The following is a 16,405-nucleotide window of genomic DNA, read 5'->3' on the forward strand; positions in this document are numbered from 1 at the left end:
CCGGTCCGGGGCGGGCCGGGCGGCTGCCGGTCACCCGGTCAGCGCCCGTACGCCGGCCGTGACGGCCACGGCCGCCCCGACGACGACCAGGAAGGGTGCCCGCAGGACCAGGGCGAGGGCCGCCGCGCCGAGTCCGGCGGCCTTGGCGTCGAGGAGGAGTTCGGCGCCGTCGGAGAAGGTCTGCTGGGCGGTGAGCGCGGCGAGCAGCGCCACCGGCACGAGGGCGGCCAGGCGACGCACCAGAGGGCGTTCCAGGGCGCCCGCGGGCACCAGGAGGCCGAGCAGTTTGACGGCGTAACAACCGACGGCGGTGACGCCGATCGCGATCCACACGGTCGTCTCGTTCATCGGTCCCCGGACCTCCCCCCGGCGTCACGGCCGGCATCGGTGTCGGTGTCGGTGCCACTGGGGTGGTGGGGGCCCTTCCGCGGGTCCGCGGCGGGTCCGTGCGCGGGGCTCCGGCGCCCGCTGACGTACAGGACCACGGGTGCGGCGAGGGCCGAGAGCAGGACCGGCACCCCGGCCGGCAGCAGCGGCAGCAGCCCCAGGCCGAGGAGGACCGCCAGAGCGGCGACGGCGCGTTCGGCGGGGGTGCGGAGCATGGGCGCCAGCAGGGCGAGGAAGACCGCGGGTCCCGCCGCGTCCAGGCCCCAGGCGTCGGTGTCGCCGATGGCCTCCGCGCCCAGCGCGCCGAGCAGCGTGGTGAGGTTCCAGAGCACGTAGAGGGTGACCCCGGTGACCGTGAAGCCGATCCGGGCCGCCCGGCGCGTGGGCTGGGCGAGCGAGACGGCGGTGGTCTCGTCGATGACCCACTGCGCGGCGAACGGCCGCACCGCCCGGGGCAGGGCGAGCAACTGGGACAGGCGCAGTCCGTAGAAGGCGTTGCGCACGCCGAGGAAGAACGCCCCGGCCGCCGCCGTCAGCGGGTTGCCGCCCGCGGCGAGCGCCCCCACCAGGGCGAACTGGGAGGCCCCGGTGAACACCAGGAGGCTCAGGGCGCAGGTCTGGAGGAGGGTGAGGCCGCTGCCCGCCGCGGTCACGCCGAAGGCGAAGCCGGAGAGGCCGACGGCCACGCCGACGCCCAGGGCGTCCCGGACGACGGCGGCGTCGCGCTTGGCGGGCGCACCGGGTCTGACCGGGGAGTCCGTCGGGCCCGCGGAGGCGGGTGCTATCTGTTCTGCCACGCCTTCGACGGTACGACGAGGCCGCCGGACGGTTCTTGTACGTTCTTGCGCTCGCGCTGGTAGGCGCCCGGGGGCACGCCCACGATGCGGGTGAAGTGACGGTTGAGGTGGGGTTGGTCACTGAAGCCGACGGCGATCGCCACGTCCGCGGGGCGCACGCCGGCGTCCAGCAGCCGACGGGCGCGGCGCACCCGCGCATCGGTGAGCCAGCTGTGCGGGGGCATCCCGTAGACGTCGCGGAAGGCCCGGAGCAGGGCGAACGGGGTGGTGCCCAGGTCGGTGGCGAGGCGGTGCAGGGTCGGCGGCCGGTCCAACCGCTCCTCCAGCACGGCACGGGCGCGGGCCGCGGTGCGGGCCCCGGCCGAGCGGACGGGGCGCTGGGGCAGCGGTCCGCCGTTGCGCCGCAGCAGCCGGGTGACCGCGGCCCGCAGGAAGGTGTCGGCGGCCAGCGGGTCGCCCTCGTCGGCGGCGCGCAGCACCCGGTGGACGAGGCCGGCGGCGTACGGGTCGTCCAGGACCGGGCTGGCGAACCCGGGGGCGCCGCGGATGTCGGTGGTCTCGGCGGCGATCTCGGCGACCAGCTCGGGCCCGGGGTAGACGGCACCGTACCGCCAGCCCTCGGGGACGCCCGCCCGACCGGTGTGCGGGGTGTCGGGGTTGACCAGGGCGAGCGTGCCGGGGCCCGCGTACTGGTCGAAGCCGCCGTGGTGGAAGATCTCCACGCCCTCGCTGATCGCGGCGATCACGAAGCCCTCGTGGGTGTGCCGGACGAAGTTCTTGTGGACGTACCGGGCCCGCAGCAGGTCGACCCCGGGCAGCTCCGGGTACTGCCAGTGCCGTGCGCGTTCCGCGTTGCCGCCCATGGGTCCCATTCTGCGCCAGCCGCCCGCTCCGCCGTCCGGGACCGCCTCGCGGGGTGTTCGCGCAGGTCGGGGCGGTTGTCAGTGGCGGGGTGCAGGATGGGGACATGGTGCGGTCTGCTCTCGACGCGTTCTCCCCCGCGACCCGCGGTTGGTTCTCGGGGGCGTTCTCCGCGCCCACGAGCGCCCAGAGCGGCGCGTGGCGGGCGATCGGCGAGGGCTCCGACGTGCTGGTCGTCGCGCCGACCGGCTCCGGCAAGACGCTGGCCGCGTTCCTCGCCGCGCTCGACCAGCTGACCTCGGCGCCCGTCCCCGCCGATCCGAAGAAGCGGTGCCGGGTGCTGTACGTGTCGCCGCTGAAGGCGCTCGCGGTGGACGTGGAGCGCAATCTCCGCAGCCCGCTCACCGGCATCCGGCAGGAGGCGGTCCGGCTCGGGCTCCCGGAGCCGGAGGTCCGGGTCGGCATCCGCTCGGGCGACACCCCGGCCGCCGAGCGCCGGGCCCTGGCGAACCGCCCGCCGGACATCCTGATCACCACGCCGGAGTCCCTGTTCCTGATGCTGACCTCGGCCACCCGGGAGGCGCTGACGGGGGTGGAGACCGTCATCCTGGACGAGGTGCACGCGGTGGCCGGCACCAAGCGCGGCGCGCACCTGGCCCTCTCCCTGGAGCGGCTGGACGAGCTGTTGGAGCGGCCCGCCCGCCGCATCGGCCTGTCCGCGACGGTCCGCCCGGTGGACGAGGTGGCGCGCTACCTCTCGCCGGGGCGCCGGGTCGAGGTGGTGCAGCCCCCTTCGGGCAAGGAGTTCGACCTGTCGGTGGTCGTCCCGGTGGAGGACCTGGGGGAGCTGGGGGGCTCGCCCGCCTCCCAGGCCGGCGCGGACGGCGAGCGCCCCTCGATCTGGCCGCACGTCGAGGAGCGGATCACCGATCTGGTGCTGGCCCACCGGTCCACGATCGTGTTCGCGAACTCCCGGCGCCTCGCCGAGCGCCTGTGCAACCGGCTGAACGAGATCGCGTACGAACGGGCCACCGGCGTCCCCTTGGGGGAGGACCACGCACCGGCCGAGCTGATGGGCGGTTCCGGGGCCGCGCGGGGAGCGCCGGCGGTCATCGCGCGGGCCCACCACGGTTCGGTGTCCAAGGAGCAACGGGCCCTGGTGGAGGAGGACCTGAAGGCGGGTCGGCTGCCCGCCGTGGTCGCCACGTCCAGTCTGGAGCTGGGCATCGACATGGGCGCCGTCGACCTCGTGGTCCAGGTGGAGTCGCCGCCGTCGGTGGCGTCCGGGCTCCAGCGGGTGGGCCGGGCCGGGCACCAGGTGGGTGCCGTGTCGACGGGGGTCGTGTTCCCCAAGTACCGGGGCGATCTGGTGCAGTCCGCGGTGGTCACCGAGCGGATGCGCGCGGGCGCCATCGAGTCGCTGCGGGTGCCCGCCAATCCGCTGGACGTCCTCGCGCAGCAACTCGTCGCGGTGACCGCGATGGACACCTGGCAGGTGGACGACCTGTTGGCACTGGCGCGCCGGGCGGCGCCCTTCGCCTCGCTCCCCGAGTCGGCGTTCACCGCGGTCCTGGACATGCTCGCGGGCCGCTACCCCTCCGACGCCTTCGCCGAACTGCGTCCGCGCGTGGTGTGGGACCGGATCGCCGGTACGGTCACCGGCCGCCCCGGCGCGCAGCGGCTCGCCGTCACCTCCGGCGGGACCATCCCCGACCGGGGCCTGTTCGGGGTGTTCCTCGCCGGGGCCGACCCGAAGAAGGGCGGCGGCCGGGTCGGCGAGCTGGACGAGGAGATGGTCTACGAGTCACGGGTCGGGGACGTGTTCACCCTCGGCACCAGTTCCTGGCGGATCGAGGACATCACCCGGGACCGCGTGCTGGTCTCCCCCGCGCCGGGCGTGCCGGGCCGGCTCCCGTTCTGGAAGGGCGACCAGCTCGGCCGCCCCTTGGAGCTGGGCCGCGCGCTCGGCGCGTTCCTGCGCGAGGTGGGCGCCCTGCCCAAGGACGACGCCCGGGCACGGCTGACGGCCGCCGGACTCGACGCCTGGGCCGCCGACAACGTCCTCGCCTATCTGGAGGAACAGCGCGCGGCGTGCGGACACGTGCCCGACGACCGCACGATCGTGGTGGAGCGGTTCCGCGACGAGCTGGGCGACTGGCGGGTGGTCGTCCACTCCCCCTTCGGCGCCCAGGTGCACGCCCCCTGGGCGCTCGCGCTGGGAGCCCGGCTCGCCGAGCGGTACGGCATGGACGCCCAGGTCATGCACGCCGACGACGGGCTGGTGCTCCGCCTCCCGGACGCCGATCTGATGGGCCTCGACCTCCTCGACGCCGAACCCGGCCGCACGGGCGACGCGTTCGACGCGGAGCAGGCCCCCGTCGGCGCCGCCGACGTGCTGTTCGACCAGGGCGACGTCAACCAGGTCGTCACGGACCAGGTCGGCGGCTCGGCACTGTTCGCGTCCCGGTTCCGGGAGTGCGCCGCGCGGGCGCTGCTCCTGCCCCGCCGCAGCCCCGGCAAGCGCACCCCGCTGTGGCAGCAGCGCCAGCGGGCCGCGCAACTCCTCGAAGTGGCGAGCGACTTCGGCTCCTTCCCCATCGTGCTCGAAGCGGTCCGCGAATGCCTCCAGGACGTGTTCGACGTGCCGGGGCTCACCGAGCTGATGGGCGACATCGAGTCCCGCCGGGTCCGACTGGTGGAGGTCACCACTCAGGAGCCGTCCCCCTTCGCCCGCTCGCTGCTCTTCGGGTACGTCGCCCAGTTCCTGTACGAAGGCGACTCACCGCTGGCCGAGCGCCGGGCGGCAGCCCTGTCCCTCGACTCACGGCTGCTCGCGGAACTGCTCGGCCAGGCGGAACTGCGGGAACTGCTCGACGCGCAGGTGCTGACCGAACTGGAGGGCGAACTCCAGTGGCGCACCGAGGACCGCCGGGTCAAGGACGCGGAGGGCGTCGCGGACCTGCTGCGCCTCCTGGGCCCGCTGACACCCGGGGAGCTGGCCGAGCGGGGCGCCGACGAGCGGTGGGCGACGGACCTCGCCGCCGCCCGGCGGGCGATCCGGGTGCGGATCGCCGGGGCGGACCACTGGGCGGCCGTCGAGGACGCGGGTCGGCTACGGGACGCGCTGGGCACCGCCCTGCCGGTCGGAGTGCCGGAGGCGTTCACGGAACCCGTGGGGGACCCCCTCGGTGACCTCCTGGCCCGCTACGCCCGCACCCACGGCCCGTTCACCTCCGCGGCGGCGGCGGCCCGGTTCGGGCTCGGCAGCGCGGTCACCGACGGGGCGCTGCACCGGCTCGCGGCGGCCGGACGGGTCGTCCAGGGCGAGTTCCATCCGGCGGGCATCGGCCAGGAGTGGTGCGACACGACGGTCCTGCGCCGGCTGCGCCGCCGCTCGCTGGCCGCCCTGCGCCAGGAGCTGGAGCCGGTTCCCCCGGCGGCCCTCGCCCAGTTCCTCCCCCGGTGGCAGCACGTCGGTGAGCGCGGCGGGCTCCGCGGGACGGACGGGCTGGTACGGGCCGTCGAGCAGTTGCAGGGAGCTGCCGTGCCCGCATCCGCGCTGGAGAAGCTGGTCCTGCCCTCCCGGGTCGGCGGGTACGCCCCGGCGGTGTTGGACGAGTTGACCGCATCGGGCGAGGTGGTGTGGGCGGGCGCCGGCGCGCTCCCGGGCAAGGACGGCTGGATCAGCCTCTACCTGGCCGACGCGGCGCCCCTGTTGCTGCCTCCGCCCCAGCCGCTGGAACTGACGGAACTGCACCGGTCCGTGCTGGACGTCCTCGCCGACGGGTACGGCCTGTTCTTCCGTCAGATCGCCGACCGGGTGCGGGCCGGCACCCACCCGGAGGCCACCGATCCGCAGCTCGCCGACACCGTCTGGGACCTCGCCTGGTCGGGCCGGCTGACCAACGACACGCTCGCCCCGCTGCGCGCGCTGCTGGGTTCGGGCCGCACCGCCGGTTCAACGGCCCACCGCGCCCGCCGGACGATCCCCCGCGGCCGGTACGGATCGCTGACGGGCGCCGCCCGCCCGGCCTCCCGGGGCGGGCCGCCCACGGTCGGCGGACGGTGGTCGCTGCTCCCCGCAGCCGAGCCCGACCCGACCCTGCGCGCCCACGCACTGGCCCGCACCCTGCTGGACCGGCACGGGGTGGTGACCCGCGGGGCGGTCGCGGCGGAGGGCGTCGAGGGCGGGTTCTCCGCGGCGTACCGGGTGCTGTCGGTGTTCGAGGAGAGCGGTCAGGCGCGACGGGGTTACGTGGTGGAGGGGCTGGGCGCGGCGCAGTTCGCGATGGACGGGGCGGTGGACCGGCTGCGGGCGATGGCCGCGGCGCGGGAACGCGGCGCTGCCGCCGACGCCGGTGACCTCCACGGGGGCCGCGCCCCGGACGACGTCCCGGACTTCCTCGACGCGGTCTCCCCCGCCGTGGGTACGGGCGCCGCGCACGCCTTCCCGACGCCGTACGGGGGCGGGCCCGGCCGGTCGTCCGTGCCCGGTGCCGGCAAGCCGACGGCGGGTGGCCCACGGGCGGTGGTCCTGGCGGCGGCGGACCCGGCCAATGCGTACGGTGCGGCCCTTGCGTGGCCCGAGCCGCCGACCGGCGCCGGCCACAAGCCCGGGCGCAAGGCCGGTTCGCTGGTCGTCCTGGTCGACGGCGAGTTGGCGCTGTACATGGAGCGGGGCGGCAAGACCCTGTTGGCCTGGCCGACGCATCCGCCGACGGAGGCCGAGGTGCAGGACCCGACCGGGCGGGCCCGGGCCGCCGGGCAGGACGCACGGCTGGTGGCGGCGGCCGAGGCGGTGGCCGGCGCGGCCCGGGAGGGGGCCCTGGGCACCATCACCGTGGAGCGGGTCAACGGGGCCCCCGCGCTGACCTCGGCACTCGGCGAGGTCCTGGAAGCGGCGGGATTCCACGCCACGCCCCGGGGGCTGCGGCTGCGCGGGTGAGGCGAACGCTTCGGCCCGGGTCGGCGGCGGGGGCGTGCGACCCTTGACGCATGCCCGAGGGTGACACGGTCTGGCAGGCCGCACAGCGGCTGCACCACGCGTTGACGGGACAGCTGCTCACCCGCTCCGACCTACGGGTGCCGAGGCTGGCGACGGTGGACCTGACGGGACGCACGGTCCTGGAGGTCGCGCCGCGCGGCAAGCACCTCCTCACCCGGGTCGAGGGCGGCCTGACCCTCCACTCGCATCTGCGCATGGACGGTTCATGGCGGCTCTACCGACCCCGGGAACGCTGGAGCGGGGGACCCGCGCACCAGATCCGCGCGGTGCTGGGCACCCGTGTCTGGACGGCCGTCGGGTACCGGCTGCCGGTGCTCGATCTGTTGCGCACCGCTGACGAGCACCGGGTCGTCGGACACCTCGGCCCCGATCCGCTGGGCCCCGACTGGGACGCGGACCGCGCCCTGGGGAACCTGCTGGCGGCGCCGGACCGGCCCCTCGGCGAGGCCCTGCTCGACCAGCGCAACCTGGCCGGCGTGGGGAACGTCTACAAGTCGGAGCTGTGCTTCCTGCTCGGTGCCACCCCGTGGCTCCCGGTCGGTGCCCTGCCCGCGGAGCGGCTGGCCGCCGTACCCGTCCTGGCCCGGCGGCTGCTGGAGGTCAACCGCGACCGTCCGCACCGGGTCACCACGGGCCGCCGGGACCAGCCGCTGTACGTGTACGGCCGGGCGCCCCGCCCGTGTCTGCGCTGTGGCACCCCGGTCCGCCGGGGAGAGCAGGGCGACGGTTCCCGTTCCCGTCCCACGTACTGGTGCCCGTCCTGCCAGCAGGGCCCGGCCCCTCCACCGCCCGGCCGGTGAGCACCCGGATCAGGGGCGTGGGAGCGCGGTCAGCGTCCGGTACGGCGGGGGCCGTCCCGAGGTGAGGTGCCCCGTACCCGGGAGGAGGCGGGCGCGGGCGCGCAGTGCACCGGCAGCAGGCTCAGACCCCAGCCACCCGCCGCGACGGCGCCCTCCAGCAGCCCGGCCGAGGGGACGAGGGCGAGCCTCAGCACGGCCCAGCACCACAGGGCCCCGCACACCGCGGCGGCGACCCGGGCGAGCGTGCGCCCCGACACCGGCCGTCGTCCTTCCACCCGCCCGCCACCCGCCCGACCGAGCGGGCTCAGCCGTTCTCGGCTTGGAACATCCAATGGTGCTTTTCGAGGTCAGCGGTGATCTGGATGAGGATGTCCTGGCTGACGGGGTCGGCCTCGGCGGTCGCGTCGACCCGTGCCCGCATCCGGGTGATCACCGCGGCGAGCGCGGTCACCAGGGTGCCGACGGCCTCCACGTCCTTGATCCAGCCCTCGGGCACCGTGCCGATGCCGCTGGTACCGGCCACGGTCCCGGCGCGACCGTCCGGGGACACCCCCAGCGTGGACGCGCGCTCCGCGACCGTGTCCGAGTGCAGCCGGGCGGTGTCGACCACCTCGTCCAACTGGAGGTGGACCGAGCGGAACCGTGGACCGACGACGTTCCAGTGGATCTGCTTGGAGATCAACGACAGGTCGACCAGGTCCACCAGGGCGCCCTGGAGCGCTTCGGCCACGGTCTTCATGTCGGCGTCGGACAGCGGACTCTTCACGACGTACATCCCGGTCCTCCGGTTCCACGGTGGGGATCATGCCTCTTCAACCATGGCACACCTACCCGAAAGGGGGCATCCACACCTGTTCCCCCGATACCCCTCCCGGAGGGCTCGCAGACAGCCGCGTACCGCCGCCCGCCCCCGTCGCCGTGGCTCCCCCGGACACACCACAGCCCCGGCCCGGACGCCCCCGCACCTGAAGCGGGGACGTTCGAACCGGGGCTCGGAGACGTCAGCGGACGCCGTGGGACAGCGGGTGGCGGCAGCGGTCAGGCCGCGACCACGTCCACTGCCTCCGCGGGCGCCTTGATCGTGACCCGTTCCGGTGGCACGCCGGTCACCGAGACGGAATTGAGCATCGGGCGCACCGGTGCGGGCACCGGCTCGTTGGCCGCAGACTCGGCCAGCTCAGCGAGGGCGAGCTCATCGCTCACCTCACGCATCAGCTCGGACATCCGTACGTCAAGCGCGTCGCAGATGGCGGAGAGCAGCTCGGAGGAAGCCTCCTTCTGCCCCCGCTCCACCTCGGAGAGATAGCCGAGTGACACTCGGGCGGACGAGGAGACTTCGCGCAGAGTACGGCCCTGGCGCTGGCGCTGCCGACGCAGCACGTCACCCAACAGGCGACGGAGCAGAATCATCGGTTGCTCCCTCCTCGGACCGTGTAGCCGCATCCTTCACGCCCCACCGTACCGCCTAGTGCCGCGGCCGTGCGGGGAGCGATGTCGTGTTCACTCAGGGCTGCAAACATCAAGTCCCCCCGTTCTGTTCCGTATCCTGTGCGCGGTCGTGTCCGGGCCCGTCGGACAGCCGCTCCAGCAGCAGACCGAGCACGCTCCGTACGCTTTCCCTACGGATTTCCGCCCGGCCGCCGTTCAACCGCAATGCGACCACTTTGCCGCCGTCCCGTGGCCCGCGCACCGCGAGGTACACCGTTCCGACGGGCTGACCGTCCTGGGGCGCCGGGCCCGCGACACCGGTGGTGGCGATTCCCCAGTCGGCCCCGAGGGCGGTGCGCACCCCGTCCGCCATCTGGAGGGCGACCTCTGCGGTCACGGCACCCGCCGAGGCGAGGAGGTCGCCGTCGACCCCGAGGAGCCGTTCCTTGAGTCCGGTCGCGTAGGCGGTCACCGAGCCCCGGAAGGCGTCGGAGGCGCCAGGCGTGTCCGTGATCGCTGCCGCGACCAGGCCGCCGGTCAGCGACTCCGCGACCGCGAGGGTCTCGCCCCGCTCCCGCAGCAGCCGCAGTGCCGTGGCGGCCGGCTCGCTCACCGCTCGGTGTCCCGTTCGCCGGCGAAGCGGGTGGCGCTGCCCGCGGCCTCGGGGGGCGCGTCCGCCCGCTCGTGCGTTCCCGGGTCCGACGAGGCGGTGTCCCCTGTGGGTACCGCGCTGTCCTCGGTGGCCCGCGTGCGGCCCGTGGTGTCCCCGGCCGGGCCGGGTTCCGGGGCGACCGGTGTCCGCTCCTCGGCGGCGCGGGCGCGCTCGACCCGGGCCGCCTCGCGGTCCACGGCGTGCAGGGTGTCGGCCGCCTGCGCCCGGCGCTCGGCGATGCCCTGCCGGCGGAGCACCACGGCCTGGCGCACGTAGTCGAGCCCGGTGACGACGGTGAGGACCACCGCGACCGCCATCACCCAGAACCGCAGGGTGGCGAGCGGGCCGGTCAGCGCCAGCACGTACATCCCGACGGCGGTGCCCTGGGCGAGCGTCTTCAGCTTGCCGCCGCGGCTGGCCGGGATCACTCCGTAGCGGATGACGATGAAGCGCAGCAGCGTGACGCCCAGCTCACGGCCGAGGATCACCCCGGTCACCCACCAGGGCAGGTCACCGAGCGAGGAGAGACAGAGCAGCGCCGCGCCCATGATCGCCTTGTCGGCGATCGGGTCGGCGATCTTCCCGAAGTCGGTGACCAGGTTGTACGTCCGGGCGAGGTGCCCGTCGAACAGGTCGGTGATCATGGCGACGGCGAACGCCGCCCAGGCGAGGGAACGCCAGGCGGGGTCGTATCCGCCGCCGGCCAGCATCAACGCCACGAAGCCGGGCACCAGCAGCAGCCGGACCATGGTGAGGATGTTGGCGATGTTCCAGAGACTGGCCTGGTTGACGGCCGCAGCGCCCAGCTTGCCGCCGGGCGCCGGCCTACCGGAACCGCCCGCCGTGGATGCCGGGACTCCGGTCATCTGGCCGCCTCCTCAGTACACACGCCGCTCGTGGTCAGTTCCGCGACCTCTGCCAACAGGTCAACGCCTTCGGTGCCCACCACCTTCGCCCTGACCATACGGCCGACGGTGAGTCCGGCGGCGCTGGTGAAGCGCACCTGGCCGTCCGTCTCCGGCGCCTGGTGGGCCGCGCGCCCCACGGCACCCTCGTCCTCGTCGAGGTCGTCGGCGGAGCCGAGGGACTCGACCAGTACCTCAAGTGTCTCGCCGAGACGCTCGTCGGCGCGCTGGGCGGTGAGCTCGTCGGCGAGCTGGGACACCCGCGCGAGACGGTCCGCGACGGTGTCCACGTCGTGCTTGTCCTGGTAGGTCGCCGCCTCGGTGCCCTCCTCGTCGGAGTACCCGAACACACCGATCGCGTCGAGCCGCGCATGGGTGAGGAAGCGCTCCAACTCGGCGAGGTCGTCCTCGGACTCGCCGGGGAACCCGACGATGAAGTTGGACCGCACGCCCGCCTCGGGTGCCTTGGCGCGGATCTGGTCGAGCAGCTCCAGGAACCGGTCGGTGTCCCCGAAGCGGCGCATCGACCGCAGCACCGCGGGTGCGGAGTGCTGGAACGACAGGTCGAAGTAGGGCACGACCTTCTCGGTGCAGGTGAGCACGTCGATCAGGCCGGGCCGCATCTCGGCGGGCTGGAGGTAGCTGACCCGCACCCGTTCGATGCCGTCGACGGCCGCGAGCTCGGGCAGCAGCGTCTCCAGCAGGCGGATGTCGCCCAGGTCCTTGCCGTAGGAGGTGTTGTTCTCGGAGACCAGCATGACCTCCTTGACGCCCTGCTCGGCCAGCCAGCGGGTCTCGCCGAGCACGTCGGAGGGGCGGCGGGAGATGAAGGAGCCGCGGAACGAGGGGATCGCGCAGAAGGTGCAGCGGCGGTCGCAGCCGGAGGCGAGCTTCACCGACGCGACGGGCGAGGAGCCCAGCCGGCGGCGCAGCGGGGCGCGCGGCCCGGACGCCGGGGCGAGCCCGTCGGGGAGGTCGCGCGGCGCCGGGGCGGCTTCCACCGGGGCGTGGCCGGGCAGGGCCACGGCGGCTCCGGCGGCCTGCCGCTCGGCCGGGCTGATGGGCAGCAGCTTGCGGCGGTCGCGGGGGGTGTGGGAGGCGTGGACGCCTCCGCTGAGGATGGTCTGGAGGCGGTCGGAGATGTCCGCGTAGTCGTCGAAGCCGAGGATGCCGTCGGCTTCGGGCAGGGCCTCGGCGAGGTCCTTGCCGTAGCGCTCCGCCATGCAGCCCACGGCCACGACGGCCTGCGTTCTCCCGTGTCCCTTGAGGTCGTTGGCCTCCAGGAGGGCGTCGACGGAGTCCTTCTTGGCGGCGTCGACGAATCCGCAGGTGTTGACGACGGCGACGTCCGCTTCCTCGGCGTCCTCGACGAGCTGCCAGCCGTCCGCCTCCAAGCGGCCTGCCAGCTCCTCCGAGTCCACCTCGTTACGGGCGCAGCCGAGAGTGACGAGAGCGACGGTGCGGCGTTCGGGCATGGGCTCAAGACTACTTCGTCCAAGTGACCGCACTCGCGCCTCGGGGCACCGTTGGGGACCGCCGGGCGGCGCGCGGCCCCGTACCGCTCCTCGGGCGGGGTGCCGCAGCCCCCCGCCCGCCCGGGTCAGCCCGCCTGGGGGTCGCCCTTGGTATAGGTCAGGCGTTCGATCTGGCCCGGCTGGAAATCGTCCTCGATGGCCTTCCCGTTGACGAACAGGTCGATCGCGCCCGCGTTGCCGAGGACGAGGTCGATCTGCTGCTTGTCCTGGAAGGTCTTCGAGTCGCCCTGTTCGAGGGTGCCGTCGAAGAGGGTGCGGCCGTTGACGTCCTTGGCCGAGATCCAACTCCGTCCGTCGGGGGCGCTGACCTTGACGGTGACCTTGTCCTGGGGCACCGCGGCGATCGCGCTGCCGGACGGGTCGGGCTTGGGGTCGGCGGGCTTCGGCTTGGACTTGGTGGTGTCGCCGGCGGGGGTGGAGCCGCTGCCCGCGACGGGCGTGCGGCTGTTGTCCCCGCCGCCGTCGCCCTTGAACGCCGTGAAACCGACGAAACCGATCACCGCGACGATCGCGGCGACCATGGCCGCGGTCCAGTTGGGGCGGCGCGGCTCGGGCCGGATGCGCTCGGCCTCGAACAGCGGCGCGGCGGGGGTCGGCGCGGGCCGCCCGCCGTGGTCGGCGTCGAAGCGCTCCAGCAACTCGGCGGGGTCGAGGCCCACGGCGCGGGCGAGCGTCCTGAGGTGCCCGCGGGCGTAGACGTCGCCCCCGCAACGACTGAAGTCGTCCTGCTCGATGCCGTGGATGATCGGGATGCGCACCCGCGTGGCGGTGCTGACCTCGTCCACGGTCAGCCCGGACTCGATGCGCGCCTGCTTCAGGACGCGACCGATCGAGGGACGGTCTTCTGCCGGGAGATCGACGGGACCGAGTGCGTCGGCCGGCCGGTCGTCTTCAGGGGAGTTGCCGATGGACACGGGGGCGCCTTTCGAGCGTGAGCCACCTGCTGGAGGTTCAGTCTAGGGGGGGTACGAAAGAGTGGGGCAACCGGTCGTGACGACTTTGTACGCCATTTGCACGGTGCGGCGATGGCCACCCACCCGCAGGAGCCGAGGTGCTGGTTGTCCCTCCCCTCAACTTGACGAACAGCGTGGGGAAACGGTTGCCCTGCACCCCCGAACGGGTGAGAACCGACGGGAGCCGCCCCCCGAACGGGAGAGGGCCCGGCGCGGAGCCGTCCCGGAGCACCCCCTCCGTTCGGGGGGAGTTGGGCGTGTCGTGTTTCAGCGGGCCCCGAGCGTCGGAATCCGGGACCGGCTAGTCGCCAGCTTCCCCCCGGATCACCGCCAGCACCCCGTCCAGCTCGTCGGACTTCACGAGAACGTCACGTGCCTTGGACCCTTCGCTCGGGCCCACGATGTTCCGCGACTCCATCAGGTCCATCAGACGACCCGCCTTGGCGAAGCCGACGCGCAGCTTGCGCTGGAGCATCGACGTGGAGCCGAACTGGGTGGACACGACCAGTTCGGCGGCCTGGCAGAGCAGGTCGAGGTCGTCCCCGATGTCCTCGTCGATCTCCTTCTTCTGTTTGCCCCCGACCACCACGTCCTCGCGGAACACGGGGGTCATCTGCTCCTTGCAGTGCCGGACCACCTCGGCGACCTCGTCCTCGGTGACGAAGGCGCCCTGCATACGGGTCGGCTTGTTGGCGCCCATCGGGAGGAAGAGGCCGTCGCCCTTGCCGATGAGCTTCTCCGCGCCCGGCTGGTCCAGGATGACCCGGCTGTCCGCGAGCGAGGAGGTGGCGAACGCCAGCCGCGAGGGCACGTTCGCCTTGATCAGCCCGGTGACCACGTCCACCGAGGGCCGCTGGGTCGCGAGCACCAGGTGGATGCCGGCCGCCCGGGCGAGCTGGGTGATGCGGACGATGGCGTCCTCGACGTCCCGGGGGGCGACCATCATCAGGTCGGCCAGCTCGTCCACGATCACCAGCAGGTACGGGTACGGCTGGAGCTCGCGCTCGCTGCCCTCAGGCGCCGTGACCTTGCCGCTCCGTATGGCGGCGTTGAAGTCGTCGATGTGCCGGAACCCGAAGGCGGCCAGGTCGTCGTACCTCAGGTCCATCTCCCGGACGACCCACTGGAGGGCCTCGGCGGCGCGCTTGGGATTGGTGATGATCGGCGTGATCAGGTGCGGGATGCCCTCGTAGGCGGTCAGCTCCACGCGCTTGGGGTCGACGAGCACCATGCGGACGTCCTCGGGGGTCGCCCGCACCATGACCGAGGTGATCAGACAGTTGATGCACGACGACTTGCCGGAACCGGTGGCGCCGGCCACCAGGATGTGCGGCATCTTCGCCAGGTTGGCCATCACGTAGCCGCCCTCGACGTCCTTGCCCAGCGCGACGAGCATCGGGTGGTCGTCCTCCGCCGCATCGGCCAGCCGCAGCACGTCACCGAGGTTGACCATCTCCCGGTCGGTGTTCGGGATCTCGATGCCGACCGCGGACTTGCCGGGGATCGGGCTGATGATCCGCACGTCGGGGCTGGCGACGGCGTAGGCGATGTTCTTGGTGAGCGCGGTGATCCGCTCGACCTTGACGGCGGGTCCCAGCTCGACCTCGTAGCGGGTGACCGTCGGCCCCCGGGTGAAACCGGTGACGGCCGCGTCGACCTTGAACTCCGTGAACACGGTGGTGAGCGAGGCCACCACGGCGTCGTTCGCGGCGCTGCGCGCCTTGCCGGGGCCGCCGCGCTCCAACAGGTCGAGGGAGGGCAGGGCGTACGTGATGTCGCCGTGCAGTTGCAACTGCTCCGCGCGCGGGGGCAGCTCCCGGTGCGCCTCGGGGGCGGACTTGGTCAGATCGGGCACCGGGGCGCCGGGCTTGCCCGCGCGGGCACCGGGCGGCGCCGTCCCGCGCCCCCGCGCGGGGGGCACGGACGGGGTCGGCTCGGGGTCGCGGTCCACGGTGACGCCCTGGGTGAGGTCGGCGACCAGGGGCGAGGCCGGCACCCCGTTCAGCACGGCGCCGTCCAGCGCCGCGGCAGCGGCGGCGGCCACGTCCACCGGGTCCGCGCGGCCGTCCAGGTCGACGGGGAGCGCGGGCTGCCTACGGGGCCTGCGACGGCGGGTGAGGGCCGCGTCCTGCGCCCCCTCGGGGTCGTACTCCCCCGGCGCACCCGTCCGCCGCCCGGAGCGCCCCGGCAGCGCCTCGCGCCACTGCTCCTCGTACCGCTCGTCGTCGTCCGCTCCCCGGTCCGCGTAGTCCTCGACGGGCTCCACGAGGCCCAGCCGCACCCCGAGTTGCCGCAGCCGCCGCGGGATCGCATTGACCGGCGTGGCGGTGACGACGAGCACGCCGAACACGGTGAGCAGCACCAGCAGCGGTACGGCGAGCACCTCGCTCATCGTGTACGTCAACGGGGTCGCCGCGCCCCAGCCGACGAGTCCACCGGCGTCCCTTATCGCCTGCATGCCCTCGCTGCGGGCGGGCGAGCCGCACGCGACGTGCACCTGACCGAGGACGCCGACGACGAGGGCGGACAGTCCGATGACGATGCGGCCGTTGGCGTCGGGCTGCTCCGGATGGCGGATGAGGCGCACCGCGACGACCGCGAGCAGTATCGGCACCAGCAGGTCGAGGCGCCCGAACGCGCCGGTGACCAGCATTTCCACCAGGTCGCCGACGGGGCCGCGGAGGTTCGACCAGGTGCCCGCGGCGACGATCAGCGCGAGGCCCAGCAGCAGCAGGGCGAGGCCGTCCTTGCGGTGGGCCGGGTCGAGGCCCTTGGCCCCGCGCCCCACGCCCCGGAACATCGCTCCCACGGTTCGGGCGGTGCCCAGCCACAGGGCCCGGACGAGGCGGTAGAGGCCGCCGGTCGGGTTCGGTGCCGGCTTGGGGGCGGGCTTGGGCGCGGGCCTGCGGCCGGCCGGCTTCCTGGCGGGCGCCTTGGCGGCCGGCTTCTTCGCCGGGGCCTTCTTCGGTGGCGGCTTGCGGGGGGCCGCGGCCTTCTTCGCCGAGGCCTTCGCCGGTGCTGCCGCCTTCTTGGCGGGCGACTTCTTGGCTGAGGGCTGACGTGAGGCCATGGGTGTGAGGTT

General features: G+C 73.9%; 13 protein-coding genes. 2 read left to right on the forward strand and 11 right to left on the reverse strand.

The features are described from left to right. Positions 1–30 precede the first annotated feature (30 nt). From ACFV88_RS11220 to ACFV88_RS11230, 3 genes are read right to left on the reverse strand one after another with little or no spacing between them, the layout of a single operon-like run. Positions 31–348: an AzlD domain-containing protein gene (locus ACFV88_RS11220; RefSeq protein WP_385488637.1), complete on the reverse strand. Its 318-nt coding sequence runs from the start codon at positions 346–348 to the stop codon at positions 31–33. After that, complete coding sequence (locus ACFV88_RS11225; RefSeq protein ID WP_385488639.1) at positions 345–1,184, reverse strand: AzlC family ABC transporter permease; 840 nt, start codon at positions 1,182–1,184, stop codon at positions 345–347. Before ACFV88_RS11225 ends, ACFV88_RS11220 begins: the two co-directional genes overlap by 4 nt. Continuing rightward, positions 1,169–2,047 carry an AraC family transcriptional regulator gene (locus ACFV88_RS11230; RefSeq protein ID WP_385488641.1) on the reverse strand — a complete coding sequence of 293 codons (879 nt, stop codon included), beginning with the start codon at positions 2,045–2,047 and terminating at the stop codon, positions 1,169–1,171. Before ACFV88_RS11230 ends, ACFV88_RS11225 begins: the two co-directional genes overlap by 16 nt. Before the next feature lie 104 nt (positions 2,048–2,151). Between ACFV88_RS11230 and ACFV88_RS11235 the strand changes: the two genes are divergently transcribed. Beyond that, a complete protein-coding gene (locus ACFV88_RS11235; RefSeq protein ID WP_385488643.1) occupies positions 2,152–6,990 on the forward strand; it encodes an ATP-dependent helicase in 4,839 nt (1,612 codons plus the stop codon). A 50-nt stretch (positions 6,991–7,040) separates the two neighbouring features. After that, positions 7,041–7,850 carry an Fpg/Nei family DNA glycosylase gene (locus tag ACFV88_RS11240; protein WP_385488646.1) on the forward strand — a complete coding sequence of 270 codons (810 nt, stop codon included), beginning with the start codon at positions 7,041–7,043 and terminating at the stop codon, positions 7,848–7,850. Between the two features lie 29 nt (positions 7,851–7,879). Here ACFV88_RS11240 and ACFV88_RS11245 read toward each other — a convergent pair whose 3' ends face one another. The 8 genes from ACFV88_RS11245 to ACFV88_RS11280 all read right to left on the reverse strand — a co-directional run bounded on the left by ACFV88_RS11245 (position 7,880) and on the right by ACFV88_RS11280 (position 16,393). Beyond that, positions 7,880–8,107 (reverse strand): hypothetical protein, encoded by a 228-nt coding sequence (locus ACFV88_RS11245; RefSeq protein ID WP_385488649.1) that lies wholly within the window; start codon positions 8,105–8,107, stop codon positions 7,880–7,882. 47 nt (positions 8,108–8,154) lie between these two features. Then, on the reverse strand, positions 8,155–8,625 hold the full coding sequence (locus ACFV88_RS11250) for a Dps family protein (protein WP_385488652.1): 471 nt from the start codon (positions 8,623–8,625) through the stop codon (positions 8,155–8,157). Positions 8,626–8,888: 263 nt separating this feature from the next. Next, positions 8,889–9,260, reverse strand: coding sequence for a helix-turn-helix domain-containing protein (locus ACFV88_RS11255; RefSeq protein WP_385488655.1), 372 nt, complete (start codon positions 9,258–9,260; stop codon positions 8,889–8,891). A 109-nt stretch (positions 9,261–9,369) separates the two neighbouring features. After that, positions 9,370–9,891 carry a CinA family protein gene (locus ACFV88_RS11260; protein ID WP_385488656.1) on the reverse strand — a complete coding sequence of 174 codons (522 nt, stop codon included), beginning with the start codon at positions 9,889–9,891 and terminating at the stop codon, positions 9,370–9,372. After that, entirely contained in the window at positions 9,888–10,796 is a 909-nt protein-coding gene (pgsA, locus tag ACFV88_RS11265; RefSeq protein ID WP_385488659.1) for a CDP-diacylglycerol--glycerol-3-phosphate 3-phosphatidyltransferase, read from the reverse strand. Before pgsA ends, ACFV88_RS11260 begins: the two co-directional genes overlap by 4 nt. Beyond that, positions 10,793–12,310 carry a 30S ribosomal protein S12 methylthiotransferase RimO gene (gene rimO / locus ACFV88_RS11270; RefSeq protein WP_385488661.1) on the reverse strand — a complete coding sequence of 506 codons (1,518 nt, stop codon included), beginning with the start codon at positions 12,308–12,310 and terminating at the stop codon, positions 10,793–10,795. Before rimO ends, pgsA begins: the two co-directional genes overlap by 4 nt. Before the next feature lie 125 nt (positions 12,311–12,435). Beyond that, positions 12,436–13,284: a helix-turn-helix domain-containing protein gene (locus tag ACFV88_RS11275; protein ID WP_385488663.1), complete on the reverse strand. Its 849-nt coding sequence runs from the start codon at positions 13,282–13,284 to the stop codon at positions 12,436–12,438. Between the two features lie 340 nt (positions 13,285–13,624). Continuing rightward, positions 13,625–16,393, reverse strand: a complete 2,769-nt coding sequence (locus ACFV88_RS11280; protein ID WP_385488666.1) for a DNA translocase FtsK — start codon at positions 16,391–16,393, stop codon at positions 13,625–13,627. Between the last annotated feature and the right edge of the window lie 12 nt (positions 16,394–16,405).

It is taken from the genome of Streptomyces sp. NPDC059816 (assembly GCF_042732055.1).
Taxonomy (GTDB): domain Bacteria; phylum Actinomycetota; class Actinomycetes; order Streptomycetales; family Streptomycetaceae; genus Streptomyces.

Coding starts and splice junctions, on each gene's coding strand:
- ACFV88_RS11255 (WP_385488655.1), bottom strand. CDS start 9,260: ATGATTCTGCTCCGTCGCCTGTTGGGTGACGTGCTGCGTCGGCAGCGC.
- ACFV88_RS11235 (WP_385488643.1), top strand. CDS start 2,152: ATGGTGCGGTCTGCTCTCGACGCGTTCTCCCCCGCGACCCGCGGTTGG.
- rimO (WP_385488661.1), bottom strand. CDS start 12,310: ATGCCCGAACGCCGCACCGTCGCTCTCGTCACTCTCGGCTGCGCCCGT.
- ACFV88_RS11250 (WP_385488652.1), bottom strand. CDS start 8,625: ATGTACGTCGTGAAGAGTCCGCTGTCCGACGCCGACATGAAGACCGTG.
- ACFV88_RS11280 (WP_385488666.1), bottom strand. CDS start 16,393: ATGGCCTCACGTCAGCCCTCAGCCAAGAAGTCGCCCGCCAAGAAGGCG.
- ACFV88_RS11240 (WP_385488646.1), top strand. CDS start 7,041: ATGCCCGAGGGTGACACGGTCTGGCAGGCCGCACAGCGGCTGCACCAC.
- pgsA (WP_385488659.1), bottom strand. CDS start 10,796: ATGACCGGAGTCCCGGCATCCACGGCGGGCGGTTCCGGTAGGCCGGCG.
- ACFV88_RS11220 (WP_385488637.1), bottom strand. CDS start 348: ATGAACGAGACGACCGTGTGGATCGCGATCGGCGTCACCGCCGTCGGT.
- ACFV88_RS11230 (WP_385488641.1), bottom strand. CDS start 2,047: ATGGGCGGCAACGCGGAACGCGCACGGCACTGGCAGTACCCGGAGCTG.